This is a genomic window from Maribacter aquivivus, assembly GCF_900142175.1.
GTDB lineage: Bacteria > Bacteroidota > Bacteroidia > Flavobacteriales > Flavobacteriaceae > Maribacter > Maribacter aquivivus.
The window spans coordinates 1,455,757-1,472,285 of record NZ_FQZX01000001.1; the positions used below are offsets into that span (position 1 = coordinate 1,455,757).

Annotated in this window: 16 protein-coding genes; 10 read left to right on the forward strand and 6 right to left on the reverse strand. The window is 35.3% G+C overall.

The window, feature by feature from the left end; translation table 11 throughout:
- Positions 1-69: 69 nt before the first annotated feature.
- The gene (locus BUC31_RS06110; RefSeq protein ID WP_073242201.1) at positions 70-543 is read left to right on the forward strand and encodes an Lrp/AsnC family transcriptional regulator; all 474 of its coding nucleotides are present in this window, start codon (positions 70-72) and stop codon (positions 541-543) included.
- On the opposite strand, the gene BUC31_RS06115 is transcribed toward BUC31_RS06110, so the two are convergent.
- A complete protein-coding gene (locus tag BUC31_RS06115; protein WP_073242203.1) occupies positions 544-1,935 on the reverse strand; it encodes a Gfo/Idh/MocA family protein in 1,392 nt (463 codons plus the stop codon).
- A 236-nt stretch (positions 1,936-2,171) separates the two neighbouring features.
- On the opposite strand from BUC31_RS06115, the gene BUC31_RS06120 reads away from it, so the two are divergent.
- Together BUC31_RS06120 and BUC31_RS06125 are read left to right on the forward strand one after the other, a co-directional pair.
- Complete coding sequence (locus BUC31_RS06120) at positions 2,172-2,630, forward strand: COG2426 family protein (protein ID WP_073242205.1); 459 nt, start codon at positions 2,172-2,174, stop codon at positions 2,628-2,630.
- 104 nt (positions 2,631-2,734) lie between these two features.
- Positions 2,735-3,088, forward strand: coding sequence for a pyruvate kinase (locus tag BUC31_RS06125; RefSeq protein WP_073242207.1), 354 nt, complete (start codon positions 2,735-2,737; stop codon positions 3,086-3,088).
- A gap of 182 nt (positions 3,089-3,270) precedes the next feature.
- On the opposite strand, the gene hutG is transcribed toward BUC31_RS06125, so the two are convergent.
- The 4 genes from hutG to hutH form a co-directional block, all read right to left on the reverse strand.
- Positions 3,271-4,227: a formimidoylglutamase gene (gene hutG, locus BUC31_RS06130; protein ID WP_073242208.1), complete on the reverse strand. Its 957-nt coding sequence runs from the start codon at positions 4,225-4,227 to the stop codon at positions 3,271-3,273.
- 177 nt (positions 4,228-4,404) lie between these two features.
- Positions 4,405-6,405 (reverse strand): urocanate hydratase, encoded by a 2,001-nt coding sequence (locus tag BUC31_RS06135; RefSeq protein ID WP_073242209.1) that lies wholly within the window; start codon positions 6,403-6,405, stop codon positions 4,405-4,407.
- Positions 6,406-6,469: 64 nt separating this feature from the next.
- Positions 6,470-7,717, reverse strand: a complete 1,248-nt coding sequence (gene hutI / locus BUC31_RS06140; RefSeq protein ID WP_073242211.1) for an imidazolonepropionase — start codon at positions 7,715-7,717, stop codon at positions 6,470-6,472.
- Positions 7,718-7,721: 4 nt separating this feature from the next.
- Complete coding sequence (gene hutH / locus BUC31_RS06145) at positions 7,722-9,296, reverse strand: histidine ammonia-lyase (protein ID WP_073242213.1); 1,575 nt, start codon at positions 9,294-9,296, stop codon at positions 7,722-7,724.
- Between the two features lie 84 nt (positions 9,297-9,380).
- Here hutH and BUC31_RS06150 point away from each other — a divergent pair, with 84 nt between their 5' ends.
- On the forward strand, positions 9,381-10,283 hold the full coding sequence (locus BUC31_RS06150; RefSeq protein WP_073242214.1) for a LysR family transcriptional regulator: 903 nt from the start codon (positions 9,381-9,383) through the stop codon (positions 10,281-10,283).
- Between the two features lie 79 nt (positions 10,284-10,362).
- Entirely contained in the window at positions 10,363-10,920 is a 558-nt protein-coding gene (locus tag BUC31_RS06155; protein WP_073242215.1) for a nitroreductase family protein, read from the forward strand.
- A gap of 2 nt (positions 10,921-10,922) precedes the next feature.
- Here the strand turns inward: BUC31_RS06155 and BUC31_RS06160 are convergent, their stop codons facing one another.
- Positions 10,923-11,438 (reverse strand): DUF456 domain-containing protein, encoded by a 516-nt coding sequence (locus tag BUC31_RS06160; RefSeq protein ID WP_027065070.1) that lies wholly within the window; start codon positions 11,436-11,438, stop codon positions 10,923-10,925.
- 144 nt (positions 11,439-11,582) lie between these two features.
- Between BUC31_RS06160 and BUC31_RS06165 the strand changes: the two genes are divergently transcribed.
- Genes BUC31_RS06165 through ruvC form a run of 5 tightly spaced genes read left to right on the forward strand, consistent with a single transcriptional unit; the run spans position 11,583 to position 16,440 of the window.
- A complete protein-coding gene (locus BUC31_RS06165) occupies positions 11,583-11,945 on the forward strand; it encodes a BlaI/MecI/CopY family transcriptional regulator (RefSeq protein ID WP_073242217.1) in 363 nt (120 codons plus the stop codon).
- Positions 11,942-14,218: a M56 family metallopeptidase gene (locus BUC31_RS20485; RefSeq protein ID WP_073242219.1), complete on the forward strand. Its 2,277-nt coding sequence runs from the start codon at positions 11,942-11,944 to the stop codon at positions 14,216-14,218. The genes BUC31_RS06165 and BUC31_RS20485 overlap by 4 nt, the downstream gene beginning before the upstream one ends.
- Positions 14,219-15,358, forward strand: coding sequence for a tetratricopeptide repeat protein (locus BUC31_RS06175; RefSeq protein WP_073242221.1), 1,140 nt, complete (start codon positions 14,219-14,221; stop codon positions 15,356-15,358).
- A gap of 42 nt (positions 15,359-15,400) precedes the next feature.
- Complete coding sequence (locus tag BUC31_RS06180; protein WP_073242223.1) at positions 15,401-15,877, forward strand: hypothetical protein; 477 nt, start codon at positions 15,401-15,403, stop codon at positions 15,875-15,877.
- 5 nt (positions 15,878-15,882) lie between these two features.
- Positions 15,883-16,440 carry a crossover junction endodeoxyribonuclease RuvC gene (gene ruvC, locus BUC31_RS06185; protein WP_073242225.1) on the forward strand — a complete coding sequence of 186 codons (558 nt, stop codon included), beginning with the start codon at positions 15,883-15,885 and terminating at the stop codon, positions 16,438-16,440.
- Positions 16,441-16,529 lie beyond the last annotated feature (89 nt).

Genomic DNA, 16,529 nt, shown 5'->3' on the forward strand with positions numbered 1-16,529 from the left:
TTAAAAGCGTATAATAGTTCAATGAAAATTCAGATTTATTGATAATAGTTATTTAAACGATTAGGACAGATGAGGAATAAATTAGACCAAGTAGATTTTAGCATTTTAAACATTTTGGCTGAAAATGCACAGACACCATATACAGATGTTGCCAAGAAATTAATTGTATCTCCAGGTACGGTACATATGCGAATGCGAAAGATGCGAGAAATGGGTTTAATTACAGGAGCGACCTTAAGTTTAGATTATGCTAAAATGGGTTGGAAAATGACCATATTCTTAGGAATCTTTTTGAGTGAAATAAGTCTGTTCAAAAAAGTGATGAAGCGGTTAAATGAAATTGAAGAGGTGGTTAAAATACACCACGTTACCGGTAAGTATGACATCTTTATAAAAATGCATGCTAGAGATAGCTTTCACTACAAGCAAGTGTATCAAGATGAAATTCTGAGTATTTCAGGTATACGTGGTATAGAATCTTTTATATCAATTGAAGAGAATTTAGAACGTCATATTCAATTCGTAGAAGTAGAAGAAGATTAATTATAGTAATTTCATTTCGGTCGGATTCCAGCTTACGGGTTGTTTTCTTAAATAACTCTCATTTGCCAAAAGTGCAGCACCTGCTGCTCTTAACCCAAATTTAGGATCTTGAATTACCTTTCCGTTAGTTCTAATACTTGTAAAGAAATTAAAAAAATGATCATAATGAGCTCCTTTATAATCTCTGGGTGCTTGCCAAGTAGTTGTACCTGTAGCTAAGCTACTTGCTCTAGTATCTAATTTTTTAGCAGCATATTCATCTCTTATTTTAGCTTGCATATCTTCTGTAAATGATATCATTGAATATCCGCTAGGCTCCATACCCAATTTAGAGCGATTTACGGTAACTGAATTCTGACCTATTTCCATTTCGCCTTCGGTACCAATTAATTTGAATCCGCCACCACCGCCACTGCCTGCGATGAAATTAATGCGAAATGCAGCATTAAAAGGAGCATGGGTTTCCGTTTTTGGGTAATCATAAAGTGTAATGGAAACATCAGGTACATCTCTACCATCTTTCCAATAGCGGAGTCCGCCTGTTGCCAAAGCCCTGTTTGGTCCGTCTGAACTTATGACATAGTTTAATGTAGAGAATGCATGTACAAATAAATCACCGGCAACACCGGTTCCGTAATCTTGATAGTTTCTCCATCTAAAAAATCGATTGTTATCAAAAGGTACTTTTGGTGCGCTACCCAAAAAGGTGTCAAAATCAACGGTTTTCAAACTGGCATCTGTAGGAATTGGATATTGCCAGGCTCCTTCCGCAGAATATCGATCATTATACATATCTAACATTACAATATCACCAATGGCGCCATCTTCATATAATTCTTTTGCCTTTTCATTACCTAAAGAAGACATTCCTTGACTTCCTATTTGACAAATTTTGCCAGAATCTTTTTGGGCTTTAATAATCTCTTGACCTTCATTGAAATTTTGAACCATTGGCTTTTCGCAATACACATGCTTGCCTGCTTTTAATGCGGCTACGGTTATTGTTTGGTGCCAATGATCGGGTGTAGCAATTAATACGGCATCTATATCTTTTCTATTTAAAATTTCACGGTAATCTCTTGTTACAAAAATATCTTGCCCCCAAAGTTCTTTAGCTCGATCAAGTCTGCCTGTATATAAATCACATGCCGCTACTATTTTTATGCCATCAACCTGTAAAGCTGCCTGTGTGTCATAAATACCTTGAATACCTGTGCCTATAAGAGCAATGTTAATTTGGTCATTTATACCAAAGTCTTTAAAAGAATAATTTCTATGTAAGAGCTGAGGATCATTTTTTGATGCTGCAAGAAGAAATGGAGTTGTACTTAAAGCAGCAGAGGTTATTGAAGCTCGTTTTATAAACGACCTTCTAGAATTATTTTTTGTCATGATGGGTAAGCGTTGAAATTAGTTGTTGTTGTAAGCTATTAAAAATACCAAATAATTATGGTCTTAGGTATATGCTGTTGAAGCATAATCTTGGAATCTTTTAATTCTTAAAGCCGATGCTACTTAGTTTATGGTCATTCACCTGTATAATTGACCAATTGGCAACATTTATGATTTAAATGGCATAGAATTTTTCGAGAACAACGTAATTTTGCATTCGCTTAAAAAAAACAAATTTGTTGAAAGATATACTTATAGCAGCACTTTGGAGTATCTCCCCATTAGGAGAGGCAAAAGTTGGTATACCCTACGGTCTTCTACAGGGTGGTAATATTTATGTGATTTTTATAGTTTGTTTTTTAGCAAATGTTATGGTATTTCCTATTATGATGTTTTTCTTAAATACCGTAAATAGGTACTTATTGAGGTGGCATTTTTATAAAAAGAATGCATTGTTCGTTGCAAGAAGAGCAAAAACAGGTTCTGGAAATCAGATTAAAAAATACGGATTTTATGGACTTATATTTTTCGTAATGTTACCCGTTCCAGGCACTGGTGTTTATGCAGGTAGTATTGCCAGTTATCTTTTTAAAATTGAAAGAAAAAAAGCCTTTTTGGCAAATACCATTGGTATATTTTTATCTTCTTTAATTGTTTGGGCAACTACTTTATTGACCATGAAGGGTATGGCGTAATATCTGAACGCAATTTTTTTTATCCTTTTATTTTGTGAATAACTATCCCCGTTAAAAATTTCATTAACAAGCTTTGCCTTTTAAATTTGCAGCTTTTTCAAGCTATGGATACTCTTAATATTGGTGATAAATTATATAATGTTGAGCAGAATGGTTTTAACGATTTTGCCAGATATTCTTTCTCTGAAGTTGTTCGACTTACCGAAACCCTAGCGGTTTTGAAAAACGGAGTACGACTTATTAATAGACCAAAACAATCATACATTATAGAAGATGTAGGCTATTCGGTTTCACGAAACAAAGGATCGCATTGGCATATCGTTTCTTTAAAAGCGATTAGAAATGCCCAGATAGAAAATGAAAAAATAAGAATTCATGACTGGTTTGAAGAGAAACAATTTACGCTGAAAGAAAAGCAACATATCTATAAGATGTTCAAAACTGAAGAAGGTCAGTAATATTCAGAAAGACTATAGTTGTTACAAGAAATGAACAGACCGTTTTTTTATTTAAAAAGCTTTATTACCTTTACAGTGTTGTGTTGTGTCTCAAAGAGATTTGAGGCAATTGTGTTTATCGAATTTAATCGATAGAACCCAATGAAAGGCTTTCCATTAAGGGAGGCTTTTTTTGTTTTACCCTATAGCTTATGAATAACGTAATGAACCAACGAGGCCGCTAGTTTTGCAGTTTGGTCATCTATATCGTAAGTAGGGTTCAACTCTACTACATCTAAACCAAGTAGTTTACCCGACTCAACTATCAATTTCAAACTTTCTAAAACAACATCTGGATAGAATCCCATTGGCGATGCAGCACTTACACCAGGTGCAAAAGCGGATGAAAATCCATCTAAGTCTATTGTTGTGTATATATAATCTACATCTTCCATGAATTGAATAAGCCGTAGTTGCACATGCTCTAAATAATTTATACTAAAATGTTCTTGAAGTAGGTAGTTTACTTTTTTTGATTCGGCAAAGTCAAACAATTCTGTGGTATTCGCATCTTTGCGAATACCTAAAGCCATATATTTTATTTCCTCATTTTGGGCTTCTTGTTCTACTGCAATTTGGTAAAAAGGTGTGCCTGAATTATTCCCATTGGTATTTGCTCTTAGATCGAAATGGGCATCGAAATTTATGATGCCTAATTTTTCTCCGCTTTTTAAATGGGTAACTAGTCCGTTATAATGGCCGTAGGCAAGATCATGACTTCCGCCCAAGATAATAGGGATGATTTTATTTTGTATTAAAGTGGTTACGCTGGAAGATACATCTGCTTGTAATTTTTCTAGATTTTCGTCTAGACATTCTAGATTTCCGAAATCTACTAATTGGGTGTTAGGTATAAGGTGGTTGGCCATTTTGGCCAATTGCTTACGAATAGCATTAGGTCCCATAGCTGCACCAACCCTGCCTAAATTTCTCTTTACACCTTCATCACTGCTATAGCCTAATAAAGCAATGGTCTTCGTATTTGTAGCAGTAAAAGGCTCTTTAATGCTTGAAAATTCTACTTTCTCGTGCAGATAGAGTTGCTGATTAGAAGAACGTCCTTTCCAATTTTCTTTATTCGCTAACTTATAGTTTGACATATAATCCTTAAAATTTAATGGAATTATAAAATCTTGAATTTCTTAAAATTCGGGGGAACCTTAAGATTTTATATTTTTTTTGATAACAGAACGGAAAAGTAATACTAATCTTACATTTTTAAAATGTTAAAAATTGATTAAGCTAATTTTTAAATCTATAAAGCAATCACAACCACCTTAAAATAAATTATCTAAAAGCTTATTCTCAACTAATGTTGGTATGGTAACTTTTAGTGTTTTTGTTCTGTCCATTTCGCGTTGTAAAGCAAACATTGCTTCTTTATTCCTCGCCCAGCTACGTCTTGCAATTCCGTTGTTTACGTCATAAAAGAGCATGTTTTTTAGCTTTCGTTCCGCATCTTTCGATCCATCCAATACCATTCCGAAACCTCCATTGGTGACTTCTCCCCAGCCAACTCCGCCGCCGTTGTGTATAGAAACCCACGTTGCGCCTCTAAAACTATCACCAATAACATTGTGTATTGCCATATCTGCCGTGAATTTGCTGCCATCGTAAATGTTACTTGTTTCTCTATAGGGAGAATCTGTACCACTAACATCATGGTGATCTCTCCCCAAAATTATTGGAGCACTTAATTCTCCATTATCGATAGCTTCGTTAAATGCCAATGCTATTTTAGCCCTTCCTTCGGCATCGGCATATAAAATTCTGGCTTTTGAGCCAACGACCAATTTATTTTGTTCGGCTTCAGCTATCCATTTGATATTATCAGATAATTGTTGCTGAATTTCTGTCGGAGCATTTTTCTTAATTTCCTTTAGTACGCGCAGTGCAATCGCATCTGTCTTTTGTAAATCTTCTATTTTTCCTGAAGAGCATACCCAGCGAAATGGTCCAAAGCCATAATCAAAACACATAGGACCTAAAATGTCTTGTACGTAAGACGGATATTTAAAATCAATATTATTTTCTGCCATAACATCTGCACCTGCTCTTGATGCTTCTAATAAAAAGGCATTTCCGTAATCGAAGAAATAGGTACCTTTTTTGGTATGTTGGTTAACAGCATCCATATGTCTTTGTAAAGATTCTTGGACTTTATCTTTAAACTCTTTAGGATTTTTATTCATCATCACGTTGGACTCTTCAAATGAGAGTCCGGCAGGATAATAGCCGCCTGCCCATGGGTTATGTAACGATGTTTGATCAGAACCGAGATGTATGAAGATGTCCTCCTTAAAAAAACGCTCCCAAACATCTACCACGTTGCCAATAAATGCTAATGAAACTATTTCATTTTTAGATTTGGCAATTTTGGTTCTAGTAACTAAAGTGTCTAAATCTTCAATTAACTCATCTACCCAACCTTGCTCATGTCTTTTCTTTGCCGCAAGCGGATTCACTTCTGCGCAGATTGTGATGCATCCGGCTATGTTGCCAGCTTTTGGTTGTGCACCGCTCATTCCGCCTAAACCAGCGGTTAAGAATATTTTTCCATTAGGATTTTCATCCGCCTTCAACACCTTTCTAAAAGCATTCATAACCGTAATTGCAGTGCCATGAACAATGCCTTGCGGACCTATATACATATAGGAACCCGCAGTCATTTGACCGTATTGGGTTACGCCAAGTGCATTATATTTTTCCCAATCATCTTGTTTGGAGTAATTCGGAATCATCATTCCGTTGGTGACCACAACTCTTGGAGCTTCTTTTGATGAGGGAAATAAACCCATTGGGTGACCAGAGTAGATATGTAAAGTCTGCTCATTCGTCATTTCAGACAAATACTGCATCGTCAAAAGATATTGTGCCCAATTTTGAAAAACGGCACCGTTACCACCATAAGTAATCAATTCTTGTGGATGTTGTGCTACCGCTGGATCTAGATTATTCTGTATCATGAGCATGATAGATGCAGCATGACTTGTTTTTGCCGGATAATCTGAAATAGCTCGGGCATGCATATCATATGATGGTTGAAAGCGATACATATAAATTCTGCCATACGTCTGTAACTCTTCAGCAAATTCAGGAGCCAAAACAGCATGCCAGTCCGCCGGAAAATAGCGTAGCGCATTTCTAATTGCCAATTGCTTTTCTTCTTTAGAAAGTATTTGCTTTCGGTTAGGCGCGTGACTTACCGCTGAAGAACGCTCCTTTTTTGAAGGTAATTCAGTAGGTATACCAATCTGTATTTGTGCTTTAAAATCCATCTTTAATATTTAAATAAATTAATTTGGTTTTGGATTTAGAGGTTTATTTTCCAACAACCAACAACTACTTATGTCTGTCAAAAACCAACGCTCCATTTTTCCAAACCATACATGGTTTTAGATTTCCTTGATTGTATAGAATATCTTGGTAATTATCTGAGTGGAATACGGCTAGATCAGCTAAAAGTCCCGCTTCCAGTTTACCACGGTCCTCTAATTTCAAAGCGGCGGCAGCTCTAAAAGTGATTCCTGCCAAGACCTCGGCATTTGTTAATTTTTGAAATGTTCCAAGAATACTGGCTTGGGTCAGTAAATCGCCCATTGGTGCTGAACCGGGGTTGTGGTCACTTGCAATGGCAAGGGCTGCACCAGCATCTAATAATTTACGAGCTGGCGTAAAATCACACCCTAAGCCTATTGAAGCGCCTGGTAGTGCAACAGAAATAGTATCGCTTTGTGCTAACAATCCTATTTCTGTATCTCCGCTTGCTTCTAAATGATCTGCACTTACGGCATTAAACTCAATCGCCACTTTACTGCCACCTGCAGAAAATTGGTCTGCATGCACGGTAATGTCAAAATTCATTTCACTGGCTTTTGAAAAATATGCCTGTATATCATCTTCAGAAAAAGCACTTTGTTCTATAAAAGCATCAATACGGTGTGTTAGATTTTCTTCTTTAAGAATGGGAAATAACTCCTCTGAAATCATTTTTAAATATTCGGTCTCTGAGCCATCAAAATCTTTGGGTAGCATATGTGCTGCAAGGCAAGTAGAAATTAATTCTGGCAATGCTTGCTCATTGGCTCCTTTAATAGCACGTAGCATTTTCAGCTCTTCTGCAACTGTTAGTCCGTAGCCGCTTTTGACCTCAATGGTAGTCGTTCCATTTTTAAGATGACGATTGGCTCTTTTTATAGTTTTTTTCGTTAATTCTTCTATACTTGCTTTTCTGGTTTGGGTAACGGTATCCCAAATTCCGCCACCCGCATGTGCAATTTCTAAATATGATTTTCCGGCATTTCGCATGGCATAGTCTTTAGCACGAGATCCGCCAAAACAAATATGGGTATGCGCATCAACAAAACCAGGTACACAGACGTGGTTACCATTTAAAACCGTAGTGCTTACTTCTGGATACTCAGCCGCTAATGCTTTATAATTGCCAATTGCCATAATTAAATGGTCTTCAATTAAAATTCCACCATCTTCAATAATCTCAAGTTCATGGTCAGAAATGGCTCCTTTGAGATTTATACCTGTCATGGGTAAGATCTGTTTAAACGGACCTATTAGTGTTCTCTTTTTCATACAACTAGTAGTTTTCGAACTCTTCTGAGTGTTTTGTTTTTAAAGATATGTTATGTTCTGCTTGAACACGATCTATAACTTTAAGTATTGTTTGGTCTTTGATCATAGCTATACCCTTCTCAATATCATCTGCAAAAACACGGTCTTTATCTGCAAAAGCAACATGTTCACGTACCGCATTATGTACTTCGTCTAGGTAAATACCCGATTTTAAAGGTTTTCTAAATTCAAATGCTTGTGCTGCCGTTAATAATTCAATTGCTAAAATTTTCTCTACATTACCAATAACCTGCAATGCTTTTCTGCCACCAATAGACCCCATACTTACATGGTCTTCTTGACCTAAAGATGTAGGAATACTATCTGCGCTTGAAGGGAAACAAAGGCCTTTGTTTTCACTTGCCAATGCTGCGGTGGTATATTGTAAAATCATGTATCCGGAATTGATGCCGGTATCGTTCATCAATAATTTTGGCACTCCAGGACTGTTTCCTTCTAAAGATAAATAAATACGTCTGTCCGAAATGTTCCCAATTTCTGATGCGGCTAAACAGGCATAATCCAGTGCCATAGCTAACGGTTGTCCATGAAAATTACCACCGCTAATGGTCAGTTCTTCATCAATGATTACTGGATTGTCTGTCACTGAGTTTAATTCAACTTCTAATAATTCTTTAAGGTGTAGCCACGCGGTACGCGAAGCACCATGAACTTGTGGAATACAACGAATGGAGTAGGGGTCTTGTACTTTTTCGCAATCTACATGCGCTTCCATAATTTCAGAACCCTTCAATAATTTCTTAACACGTTTGGCTACATGTACGTTGCCTTTAAATGGACGAAGGGCATGCAGTTCATTGTAAAAGGGTTTTACAGAACCTTGCAAACCTTCTATCATCATAGCACCAATAACATCTGCCTGTGCCAAAATTGAATGAAGTTGGGTAACTACTTTTACAGCATGTGCAGCTATAAATTGAGTTCCGTTAATAAGTGCTAGACCTTCTTTTGGACCAAGTGCAATTGGTTCTAGTCCTGTCCGTTCAAAAAGTGTTTTCGTTGTTATGGTTTCATTTTTATATTCCACTTTACCTAAACCAATAAGCGGTAGGAATAAATGGGAAAGCGGAGCTAAATCTCCCGATGCACCAACTGATCCTTGCGATGGAACAACAGGTATAGCATCATTATCGATATGCCAAATAATTCTATTTAAGGTTTTTAATGCGATACCCGAATAACCTTTTGCCAATGATTGCGCTTTAAGAATCAGCATCAATTTTGCAATGTCTTTTGCTATTGGGTCACCAACACCTACACTATGACTTTGAAGTATGTTGGTCTGTAGAATATTGGTTTCCGATTTTGAAATCTTAGTCGTACATAATGGTCCAAAGCCAGTATTTATGCCGTAAACAGGGTGCCCCTTGTCTACTATGTTCTGCACAATTTTCCAGCTTTTGGTTATTTTTTGTTCTGTAGTTTCAGACAGTACAGTAGATAAATTACCATTAACAATCTGCATGGCCTTACCTGCGGTTAGCCAATCTTCACCTAATTTAAAAGACTGTACGTTCATAGCTTTCTGCTTTCATTATTTAAATTAAAATTAATGACTATTTTTAATACCTGGTAATATCAATTTTGTCATCAATCCATAACTATGAGTAATCAAATAGAATTACGTCATCTTACTTATTTTCTAGCGGTAGCGCAAGAATTACACTTTAGAAAGGCTGCAGAAAAGTTGTTTATATCACAACCCGGACTAAGTAGACAGATTAAGCAAATGGAAGATATTCTCGAAACCCAATTGTTTGAACGAAATAAGAAAAAAGTGGCGTTAACACCCGCCGGACATTATTTAAAAACTGAGGTGGAATATATATTCAACCATCTTGAAAAGGTAGAACGGCAATTGAAATTGGTGGGTGATGGTAATAGTGGAGAATTACGAATCGGATTTTTAGGCTCGGCTATGCAACAAGTAATACCTAAACTATTATTGGGGATAAAAGAAAAATACCCGAAGGTGAAAACGTCTTTAGAGGAGCTATCTAATTTTGCCCAAGTGGATGGGGTTTTAAATGATCAGTTAGATATGGGTTTTGTACGGGTATCAAGAGTGCCTAGTACTTTAGAAATGAAAACGGTATTTACCGATACCTTTTCATTGGTTTTACCAGAAAGATATCCAATACTTACTAGGGAATTTGAAGGAATGCATCAATTCGCAAATGATGATTTTATATTGTTCAGTCAGGCATATAGTCCGTTGTACTATGAAACCATTATGAGTATTTGTAAGGATGCAGGTTTTGCTCCTAAAATATCACATAAATCTGTTCATGCCCATACTATCTTTAAATTGGTTGAGAACCATATGGGAATAGCCATTGTACCTACATCTTTGCAAAACGGATTTCAAATGCGGGTGAAATTTATTGAGCTTAAGAATATACCTCAGCGCGCAGAATTATCTGTTATTTGGAAAAAAGAACATACAAATCCTGTTCTAAAGAACTGCATGGAGCTACTTTTAGATGAAAAGAACAGTTATTTATAATAGATTATTTTAATAATTACCTAACACCATTTTAGATGGTTAAGGTTTAATTTTACATTAATCGAGAAAAAGAAAACAAATGATATTTGATATAATAAAGAAGAGACGTTCCGTGTTTCCGGTACAATATAATGATAGCCCTATTGCAAAAGAGGATATTGAAAAAGTATTGGAAGCAGGTAATTGGGCACCCAACCATAAGTGTACAGAACCATGGCGTTTTAAGGTAATACAAGGTGATGCTAAAAAAAGATTAGGTATTTTCCTATCTAAGAAGTATGAGGAATTGGACCCAAAGCCAAAGGCTATGAAGGTTAAAAAACTTCAAGAGAATCCGCAAATGGCAAGTGCTATAATTGCAATTTGCATGCAAAGAGACCCTAAAGAATCTCTACCAGAATGGGAAGAAGTAGCTGCGGTAGCTATGGCAGTACAGAATATGTGGTTGCAATGTACCGATATGGGTATTGGATCGTATTGGTCTTCACCGGGACTCATAAAATATATGGATGAATTTTTGAGTCTTAACGAAGGCGAAAAATGCCTTGGTTTTTTCTACATGGGCAATTTTGATGGCGAATTAAACGAGGGTAAACGAGAGCCAATTGCATCTAAAACAGAATGGATAACCGAGTAAGTTTAATTAAAGTAAGGAAATAAGGCATTACTATGCTCCCAAGCTTTTGAAATGAATAAGCCTAGAAAAACTATGGCTACCATAAATTTCAAAAATGTACCCGTTAAGAATCCTAAAAAAGAACCAAAAGCCGCTTTCGTAGCGGTTTTTTTGTCCGCCTTATTTAGTAATTCTCCCACTAAAGCACCCACAAAAGGCCATATAATAATTCCGAATGGTCCTAGTACAGGAAATATTAAGGCAACCAACAATCCTACGGTGGTGCCAATAACTCCCGCCTTTGTACCTCCAAATTTCTTGGTTCCTATAGCGGGTATTACGTAATCTAGTCCAAAGACTATTAAAGCAATGGCAAGGGTAATGCCTAAGAATGTCCAATTCATGGTAATTGCACTGGTAGAGTACAACAAAAGTAAACCAACCCAACTAATTGGTGGCCCAGGTAACACTGGTAAGAAGCTTCCTAAAATGCCTACGAGCATTAAAATGAATCCTAGAACTAATAAAAATATATCCATTGTAAAATTTAACTATTGCCTATAAGACTAATATAGGTTGCATTTGTTACATAGACATCAATCAAACATAACTTTTTCAACTATAAAATTAGTTTAAACTAAATATTTAGTTATATTTGAACATCAAACTAAAAGATTAGTTGAATGAAACAGTTGACAAAAGCAGAGGAAGAAGTGATGATTGTGTTATGGGAATTACAGAAATGTAATGTAGCATCGATCATTGAAAAATTACCGGAGCCAAAACCCGCCTATAATACAGTATCTACTATTGTTCGGATTTTGGAGAGCAAGGGTTTTGTGGATCATGAACAGATAGGGAAAGGGTATTTGTATTTCCCCTTAGTAATGAAATCAGATTACAGTAATCAGTCTATAAATAAACTGGTAGATGGCTATTTTCAAGGCTCTTTTAAGAGTATGGTTTCTTTTTTTATGAAGAAAAATGATATGAGCCTTTCTGAATTGGAGTCGGTATTGAATGAAATTAAAAAGGAAAAACCATGATACAATACATTTTGGAGTGCATCGCCTTTCAGCTTCTTTTCTTAGTTATTTATGACTTTTTTCTAAAGAAGGAAACCTTTTTTCAATGGAACAGAGTGTATTTGATTGGAACCTTTGTGTTGTCTTTAATTTTACCATGGGTAAAAATAGAAGCTTTTAAGCAGCAAGTACCTCAGAGGTTTTCCGCATATCCTGAGTATTTATGGGGATTACAAAACGAAGCAGTTGTGGTTCAAGTTGAAGAATCAATGGGATTCAATTTAACCTGGCAAGAAGGAATTCTTTATGGGGGAATGTTAGTGGCATTATTGTTATTTGGTTTAAAAATTAGACAATTATATCTCTTGAGAAAAAGTGGGGAGAAAGTTACATATCCATTATTTACCCAAATAGTAATAACAAACAGTAACATTGCTTTTTCATTTTTTAAATCCATTTTCATTGGAGATAAAGTATTGAAGATGAAACATGATACCATAATCGCCCATGAATTGGTACATATAAAACAAAGGCATACGTACGACTTGTTATTCTTTGAGTTGATGCGAATTATCGGTTGGTTTAATCCGTTAGTGTACGTTTATCAAAATCGTATTTCAGAATTACATGAGTTCATAGCTGATGCTCAGGTATCAAAAGAGCATAAAACGAATCATTATGAGCAGTTATTGGCTCAGGTTTTTCAGACCGAACATATATCATTCATCAATCAATTTTTTACACAATCATTAATCAAAAAACGAATAATCATGTTACAAAAATCAAAATCAAAAAAAGTATGGCAGTTGAAGTATTTACTGCTAGTGCCAATGGTGTTAGGGATGTTGTTGTATACTAGTTGTAAAATGAATAAGACTACAACTGATGGTCAAGAATTAACGAAAAGCGATGAGCTTTTGATTGCAGAAATAAAGACTAAAATTAAAGATAATAATTTAGATATTGGATATTTATATAATTCTGGTTTGTCAGAAAAACGAAAGGGTATAAATCAATTACTTACCAAAGATGAGTTTTTTCTATATGAAATTCTGCAACGTGAAGTAATGGAGGAAGCAATGGTAGATTTTATTAAAGAAAATCCAGAAGAAGAACCTTTCAGTTTAACATTTAGTCAACCTTCTACAGAACGATATAATAGTTTTGTAAATCAAAAAGAAGCGTATAGATTAATTGATAATAAATTGAAATCGTCTGTAATAACCTTCGGAAATCAATTTGCTTATTATGATTTTAGTTTGGGAGCTTATCCATCGGATTTTATAGAGTATAAAGTCGATAATACTGAAGAGTTAAGTTCAATTGAATTACAAAAATTTAATGAGTTGTTGGTCAGTTTGGAAAATGAACCATATCATAAAACCAATATTGTACTTGTTGATGACACCAATTCATTTTTAATAAAGACCAATATAAAAGACCTAGTAGGTAGCAAAGAAACTTATGATGTTCAGTTTGTAACAGAAAAAGGGTATAGCGAACTAGATAATGTTGATGTTCCTTTTGCCTTAGTTGATGAAGTTCCGGTTTTTCCTGGTTGTGAAGATGCAGAAGATAAACGAGCTTGCTTTAATGAGAAAATGCAACAACATATTGGCAAACATTTTAATTACCCACAGGCAGCTCAAAATGCGGATATAGAGGGTAGAGTTAGTGCTATGTTTTTAATTACTTCAGAAGGCACTATTGAAAATATTAAAATGCGTGGACCGGATAAATTGTTAGAAGATGAGGTAGAACGCATAATAAAAAGGTTGCCAAAGATGATTCCTGGTAAACAATCTGGTAAAGCAGTAAATGTTCCTTTTTCCATTCCTGTTAATTTTAAGTTGAAAAGTGAAAGTACTAATGAAAAGGCTATTGATTTAAATAGTAATGATAGTAAGGGACCTATTTATTTAATTAACGGAGAAGTGGTGGAAAAGCATGAATATGACAAAATGGATGCTGATAAAAATTCAATTGAAAGGATTTTACATTTGGGACCCGAAGCTTCCATTAAAAAATATGGTAAAGGTGCCGAAAATGGATCTCATGAAATTATAACTAAAAACAATAATAGTACAGCCAACATGGTTTCTGAAATTTCGAAAGAAAGTGAGTTAGAACCTATGTATTATGTTGATGATATAAAAATAACTAAACTAGAAATGGAAGCTATTGATCCAAATACAATAGAAAGTATTTTTATTTTAAAAGATGAAAAAGCTATTGAAAAGTATGGTGAAGAGGGTGAAAATGGAGTAGTTGAAATTAGAATTAAAAAAGAATAATTGAAACTATTTTTTATTTCAATACTACTATTAGTACTGTTCAAAGCCGAAGCGCAATCTTCGGCTTTGGCTGTTGCAGATAGTTTGTATGTTGTCGGTAATTATTCAAAAGCGATTAATGCCTATTCAGAAGTTGGCGGACTTTCTGCTGCGCTTCAGATTGCAAGAAGTTACAATGCCGTTGGCAATTATGAGAAGGCAATTACTCAATATCAATACGTTGTCGATGAAGATGTTGAAAATCAACTCGCGCAATTTGAACTTGGGAAATTATTACTGAAAGTAAAAAGGTTTGAAGAGGCAAAATCTGTGTTTAAAAATTTGTCTAATCTGAATACGACTAATCCTGAGTTTCAGTTTTATTTGGGGGAAGTCAATCGTCATCTAGATATAACAGATGAAAGTATAAAGCAATACAAAAAAGTAATTAAATTAGATAGTACCCATCTTAGAAGTCTGTTTCAACTTGCAAAACATTACACTATTAAACGAGAGCGAGACAAGGCCTTAAAGTACATAATGCAGGGTTTAGATTATTATGAGAATGATGTATCCCTCATAAATTTGCATGCATTGGTGCTATTTAACGATGCTCAATATGAGAAGGCGATTCCACTATTTGAACGGGTTTTAGCGCTAGGGGAAGATAAAAGTTACGTATTTGAAAAATTAGGAATTTCTTATAACAAGAATTGGGAGTTTAAAAAAGCTAAAGAAGCTTATGCTATTTTATTGAAAAGAGATGATACTAATTCACAAACCTATTTTGACCTAGCAAGCGTTTATCAAAAAGAAAGTAAATTAGATAGCGCCAAGATTTTCATTAACAAAGCAATGGCAGTTCAAAAACCCATTTTCGCGAATGGTTATAATCAATTGGCATATATCGCCCGTGAGCAAAAAGATTTTAAAACAGCATTCAAATTCTTCGAAATGGCACATCAAGAAGATAAATCTGACGCGCGTATTTATTACAATATAGCCACTACATATGATCAGTTTGGTTCTAATCTGCAGAAGAAATTAGGCTATTATGAGAATTTCTTAAAGCACTACCCGAACGAGCATCCATTCTATTACGAAACTGCTAGAAAACGAATCTCAGAGTTAAAGGAGGAAATCCATTTTGCTAAAGAATAAACTCCTTAAAAAAATCGTAATTTCACCTGTAGAATAGGTGTAATGAAACGAGTTGTATTTTTTCTTTTAATCATACTGATAAGTTCATGTTCGTTCTTTGACTCAAAACAAAAAAGAACGCAAGAGCTTATAGATGAGGAATTGCGCCATATGGATTGGAACAGTGTAGATTCTTATCCTTTTTTCTATACTTGTGATGAAGCGGTTACCAAAGAACAGCAGCGAATTTGCTTTGAAGAAACCTTAATCTCCCATTTTCAAGAAACCTTAAATGATTTTGAATTCACCTTGACCGATAAGGAAAGTGAAACCGTTGAGGTTATTTTTGTTATTGATACCCTAGGTAAAATAAGAGTTGCCGATATTTATAAAAATGAGCTAGTATTAAATCAGATGCCAGAATTTGATGGTGTTATTACGCAAAGCTTAAAGAATCTTCCTAAACTTGCACCCGCTTTAAAAAGAGGAATTCCGGTGAATACTAAATATCGAATTCCAGTTCAATTAAATACAAACTAAGCATTTTGGCGAACGAGAAAATAATATTGGGTATTGACCCAGGTACTACTATTATGGGTTTCGGACTCATAAAAGTGGTCGGTAAAAAGATGGAGTTTATTCAAATGAACGAACTACTACTTCAAAAATATAGCGATCCATATACCAAACTAAAGCTCATATTTGAGCGTACCATAGAGTTAATTGACACCTATCACCCAGATGAGATTGCAATAGAAGCACCTTTCTTTGGTAAGAACGTACAATCGATGCTCAAACTAGGTAGAGCACAAGGCGTAGCCATGGCAGCGGGGCTATCGCGTCAAATACCTATTACTGAATACTTGCCCAAAAAAATTAAAATGGCAGTTACCGGAAATGGTAATGCCAGTAAAGAACAAGTAGCGAAAATGCTACAAAGCGTATTGGGACTAAAAACACTTCCAAAAAACCTTGATAGCACCGATGGTTTGGCTGCTGCTGTATGCCATTTTTATAATCAAGGTAGAATTGATGTGGTCGGTAAAAGCTACTCTGGTTGGGATGCTTTTGTAAAACAAAATGAGAAAAGAGTTAAAAAATAGTTTTCAGTGGGCAGTAACAGTATTCAGTAAACAGTTGACAGTATGAGTTATCAGCAATAGCGTTAAGTAATTGATATACATATTTAGAA

Bases quoted from the DNA above. Each gene is read 5' to 3' on its own strand.
- BUC31_RS06110 (WP_073242201.1), top strand. From the start codon at position 70: ATGAGGAATAAATTAGACCAAGTAGATTTTAGCATTTTAAACATTTTG.
- BUC31_RS06115 (WP_073242203.1), bottom strand. From the start codon at position 1,935: ATGACAAAAAATAATTCTAGAAGGTCGTTTATAAAACGAGCTTCAATA.
- BUC31_RS06125 (WP_073242207.1), top strand. From the start codon at position 2,735: ATGGATACTCTTAATATTGGTGATAAATTATATAATGTTGAGCAGAAT.
- hutG (WP_073242208.1), bottom strand. From the start codon at position 4,227: ATGTCAAACTATAAGTTAGCGAATAAAGAAAATTGGAAAGGACGTTCT.
- BUC31_RS06135 (WP_073242209.1), bottom strand. From the start codon at position 6,405: ATGGATTTTAAAGCACAAATACAGATTGGTATACCTACTGAATTACCT.
- hutI (WP_073242211.1), bottom strand. From the start codon at position 7,717: ATGAAAAAGAGAACACTAATAGGTCCGTTTAAACAGATCTTACCCATG.
- hutH (WP_073242213.1), bottom strand. From the start codon at position 9,296: ATGAACGTACAGTCTTTTAAATTAGGTGAAGATTGGCTAACCGCAGGT.
- BUC31_RS06150 (WP_073242214.1), top strand. From the start codon at position 9,381: ATGAGTAATCAAATAGAATTACGTCATCTTACTTATTTTCTAGCGGTA.
- BUC31_RS06155 (WP_073242215.1), top strand. From the start codon at position 10,363: ATGATATTTGATATAATAAAGAAGAGACGTTCCGTGTTTCCGGTACAA.
- BUC31_RS06160 (WP_027065070.1), bottom strand. From the start codon at position 11,438: ATGGATATATTTTTATTAGTTCTAGGATTCATTTTAATGCTCGTAGGC.
- BUC31_RS06165 (WP_073242217.1), top strand. From the start codon at position 11,583: ATGAAACAGTTGACAAAAGCAGAGGAAGAAGTGATGATTGTGTTATGG.
- BUC31_RS20485 (WP_073242219.1), top strand. From the start codon at position 11,942: ATGATACAATACATTTTGGAGTGCATCGCCTTTCAGCTTCTTTTCTTA.
- BUC31_RS06180 (WP_073242223.1), top strand. From the start codon at position 15,401: ATGAAACGAGTTGTATTTTTTCTTTTAATCATACTGATAAGTTCATGT.